Annotated in this window: 3 protein-coding genes; all 3 read right to left on the bottom strand. The window is 32.0% G+C overall.

From position 1 onward, the window contains the following. Positions 1-40: 40 nt before the first annotated feature. Entirely contained in the window at positions 41-2,242 is a 2,202-nt protein-coding gene (locus ACIQZC_RS09295) for an ATP-binding protein (protein WP_396138950.1), read from the bottom strand. 53 nt (positions 2,243-2,295) lie between these two features. Continuing rightward, positions 2,296-3,306: a type I glyceraldehyde-3-phosphate dehydrogenase gene (gene gap / locus ACIQZC_RS09290; protein WP_396138949.1), complete on the bottom strand. Its 1,011-nt coding sequence runs from the start codon at positions 3,304-3,306 to the stop codon at positions 2,296-2,298. A gap of 90 nt (positions 3,307-3,396) precedes the next feature. Then, positions 3,397-4,269 carry a lipoyl synthase gene (gene lipA, locus ACIQZC_RS09285; protein WP_396138948.1) on the bottom strand — a complete coding sequence of 291 codons (873 nt, stop codon included), beginning with the start codon at positions 4,267-4,269 and terminating at the stop codon, positions 3,397-3,399. Between the last annotated feature and the right edge of the window lie 159 nt (positions 4,270-4,428).

Here is a 4,428-nt window from a genome sequence, read left to right as displayed (position 1 = left end):
AAAGCAGAACCCAAAGTGCGTGAATTAATAAAAAATTTGATTATTTATTCTTAGTTAAATACGAATGGACAACCGAATAAAAATGTTCAGGTTCAAACGGTTTTGTAATCACTTCATTCATGCCAAAAGAAAGTAGCGTTTCTTTGTTTTCGTTTAATGAAATGGCTGTTAGGGCAATTATAGGCGTTTGCTTATCAAATGATCTTATGACAGATGTAGCTTCCGTTCCACTCATTCCTGGTAAATGCACATCCATTAAAATTAAATCGTAGTTATTTGTTTTTATATTTTCAATCGCTTCTTCACCACTGTCAACAATAACGCATGAAATACCTTTGTTTTCTAACATTTTTTGGGTAATCATTTGGTTAATTTTGTTGTCTTCAACAAGAAGAATTGTTTTCTCGCTGAGGTTTGAAAGGGTTGTTATTGGAGCTGATTTTAACGCCTCTTTTTGTCCTTTTTCAAATAGCAATTCAAATGTAAATGTACTTCCTTTTCCACTTTCGCTAGATAAATGAATAGTACTATCCATTAACTCCAGAATTTTTTTAACAATTGAAAGCCCTAAACCTGTGCCACCATAGGTTCTGTTTATCTCTACTGAACCTTGACTAAAACTATCAAAAATAGTGTCTTGCTTTTCTAGAGGTATGCCAATTCCGTTATCTTTAATTTCGAAATGTAATTTTATAGTTTCATCACTTTCCTGTAAATTCTTAATAGTAAACCAAACTGCCCCATTTTTACTAAACTTAATAGCGTTATTTAGTAAATTAATGACGATTTGAGAAAGTTTTGTGGGATCGCCTTTTAAATATTCGGTAATACTAGGGTCAATTGTTAAAAGACATTTCGTGTTGTTTTCCTGAATGAATTCTTTAAAAGAAATGGTAATATTTTCAATCAATTCTTTTAAGTTGAAATTGATTTTTTCGACTTGAATTTTATCCGATTCCAATCGGTTAATTTCTAAAATATCATTGATAAAATGCAACAAATAGCTTCCCGAAAATTCTAACGATTTTAAATAGTTGAGTTGGCTGGCTTTTGGTTTTTCTTGCAATAACAAATAGGTTATACCATTTATGGCATTCAAGGGTGTTCTTAATTCATGACTAACAGTAGATAAAAATTCGGCTCTTGCTTTTGAAGCTTGTTCCGCTTTTTCTTTTTCAAGGGTTAGTTCTTTATTTTTTTCTTCTAAAAGTTTATTTGAGGTAATTCTTATTTTGTTGTTTTTGTATAGAGAAAAACTTAATAGCGATAAAATAGAAATAAGCGCAATACTTAAAATAAAAATTAATTTTGAAAAGCGTAGTGTTTTTTGTTGGCTTTTTTTCTCTTTATCCAACTGCTCAATTTTTTTTAATTGTTCGTCAAATTGAACTTTATCAATCATGTTTTCGGAAGCATTTGAATTAAAGCGGGTATTTAATGAGTCCGATAAGTGGGAGTATTTTTTCAAATACACTAACGATTGGTCAGGATTTTTTGCTTTTTCATAACCAACACTCAACTGCTTTAAAATTCTTTTTGAAATTCCAAAATCAGTTTTATTATTAGTGTTTGATTTGTTTGCAAGGTTATAGTAATTAATGGCTGAAGTATAGTTGCCTTGTGCCATTTCAATTTCGCCTAATTGAAAGTAAGCTTCAGTTTTTGTAGTTATAAATGTATCTTCTGTTAAGTTTTCAATAACCGATTTTAATATTGACGTAGCGTTTGCAAACTTTCTTTTTTCTTTGTTGATGATCCCTTTTTGTAAGTTGATTAGTTCTATCGCTTCATAAAAATTAAGTTCTTCATAAAGTGAAGCTGCTTTTTCAAAATAAATTTCGGCTACACCAATTTTATTTTTTTTAAGATAGCATTTTCCTAATCCATAATAAGCGAGTGCTAAATTTGTAGTCGGATTTTTTTTATCAAATACATTGATTGCTCTTATGAAGTTATCTATTGCAAGTTCATTTTTTTCAATGTCGAAGTAAATTGTGGCGAGTTGCAAATACCCAATTCCTAATTTATTTTTTTGCTGCTTATTTTTAGCAAAGGATATTGCTTTTTCTGTAAATAAAATTGACTTACTGATCGACTTTTTTTCCTCTTTGTTAAAAAGTCCAATTTCTAAATAGTAATCGGTACTATCATTGATCTTGGCAACATCTTTGTACACTGATTGCGAGTAGCTTGTACAAGTTACTAGTAAGAATACGATTAAAATTTGCTTAAGTAAATTCAAATGAAATTATTTTTAACCACGCAATTTAAGTGATTTGTGATTAAAAAAAAAGTTTATTTTTTGGATACGAATGAAATTAAATCAATGATTCTAGATGAATAGCCAATTTCATTATCATACCAACCTACGATTTTTACCATTTTATCGATTACTGAAGTTAATTGGGCATCAAAAACACATGAATTTTGATTACCAATAACATCTACCGAAACAATTGGATCTTCGGTATACTCTATAATTCCTTTTAAATTGGTTTCAGCCGCTTTTTTAAACGCTAAATTAATTTCGTCAATTGAAACTTCCCGTTTTACATTAAAAGTAATATCGGTAAGTGAACCATCGGCAACAGGAACTCTAATGCCACAACCTCCAATTTTTCCTTCCAATTCTGGAAATATTTTGGTCAATGCTTTTGCAGCTCCAGTAGTTGTAGGAACTATAGATTGTGCAGCTCCGCGTGCTCTTCGTAAATCTTTATGTGGTTGATCGTGTAAACTTTGATCTGTAGTGTAGGAGTGAACGGTTGTGATATATGCTTGTTCAATACCACACAATTCGTGAATGATTTTAAGCATTGGCGCTGCGTTATTTGTAGTGCAGCTTGCATTGGATATAATGGTTTCCGAACCATCTAAAATATGTTCGTTGACACCTAAAACAACAGTTTTTATTTTTTCGTCTTCTGGAGGCGCCGATAAAATTACTTTTTTCGCCCCAGCTAAAATATGTTGGTTCAGGTCTTCAAATGTTTTGTATTTTCCAGTACATTCAATTACAATATCAATATTTAATGATCTCCAATCTAAGTTTCCAATGTTACTTTCGTGAAAAAATAAATAGTTATTATTATTAATAGTTATTGAATCATCTAAAAAAGAAACAGATTCCTGTAAAACACCATGAATGCTATCATACTTTATCAAATGTGCCATTGTTTTATTATCGGCAATGTCATTTATAGCAACTACCTCAATTGTAGGATGATTCAAAAGTAATCGGAATACATTTCGTCCAATTCTTCCAAAACCATTAATAGAAATTTTTATTTTTGTTTCAGATTTCAAATTTCAAGTTGAAAAGTTAGTGTTGTAAATATTAATTATTTGAATTCGGAATATAAAAAAACTTCCAGCATCCAGCATCCATCATTCCGCTTAATGAATATGTTTTTCGGCATGATAAGAAGATCGCACTAAAGCACCGCTTTCTACATGTCTAAAACCTAATTCTTTCCCAATTTGTTCATATTTTGCAAATTGTTCTGGCGTGATGAATTCTTTAACAGGTAAGTGTTTTTTACTCGGTTGTAAGTATTGACCAATGGTTACAATGTCCACTTTCGCATCAGCTAAATCGTGTAAAACTTGAATTACTTCTTCCTCCGTTTCACCCAATCCTAACATGATGCCCGATTTTGTTCTTTTGATGCCTTGCTCTTTCAAATAACGCAACACTTCTAAGCTTTTTTCATATTTAGCCTGAATGCGCACTTCACGCGTCAAGCGTTTGACCGTTTCCATGTTGTGCGAAACTACTTCGGGTGCCACTTCAATAATTCGGTCTATATTTCTGGTATTCCCTTGAAAATCTGGAATTAAAGTTTCTAAAGTCGTGTTTGGATTCATTCGGCGAATGGCTTTCACTGTTTCTGCCCAAATGATCGAACCCATATCTTTTAAATCATCACGATCCACGCTAGTAATAACAGCATGTTTGATGTTCATAATTTTAATAGAACGTGCTACTTTTTCAGGTTCGTCCCAATCTACTGTTTCAGGTCGGCCTGTTTTTACACCACAAAAGCCACACGAACGAGTACAGATATTTCCTAAAATCATGAACGTTGCGGTACCTTCGCCCCAGCATTCACCCATATTTGGGCAACTTCCAGAGGTACAAATGGTGTTTAATTTGTATTTATCAACTAAACCGCGAAGTTCTGTATATTTAGGACCCGTTGGTAATTTTACGCGCAACCATTTAGGTTTGGGTGCGGGCGGCGTTATCGATTCTAAAACAGTGTTCATATTCCAACAATTAGATGCACAAAGATACAATATCAAATTTAGAATTTTGAAGTATGAATTTAGAAAAAATAAAAACTTTAGGAAAGTTTTAGGAATTGTAAAAGTGAATTACTTTCCAATGATTATCTCCGCCAACAATTTCTTAGCTCGAAGCAGTTT

This window comes from Flavobacterium sp., assembly GCF_044338735.1.
Taxonomy (GTDB): Bacteria; Bacteroidota; Bacteroidia; order Flavobacteriales; family Flavobacteriaceae; genus Flavobacterium.
The sequence above is the reverse complement of the archived record's forward strand: the minus strand, read 5'-3'. Positions and strand labels throughout refer to the sequence as shown.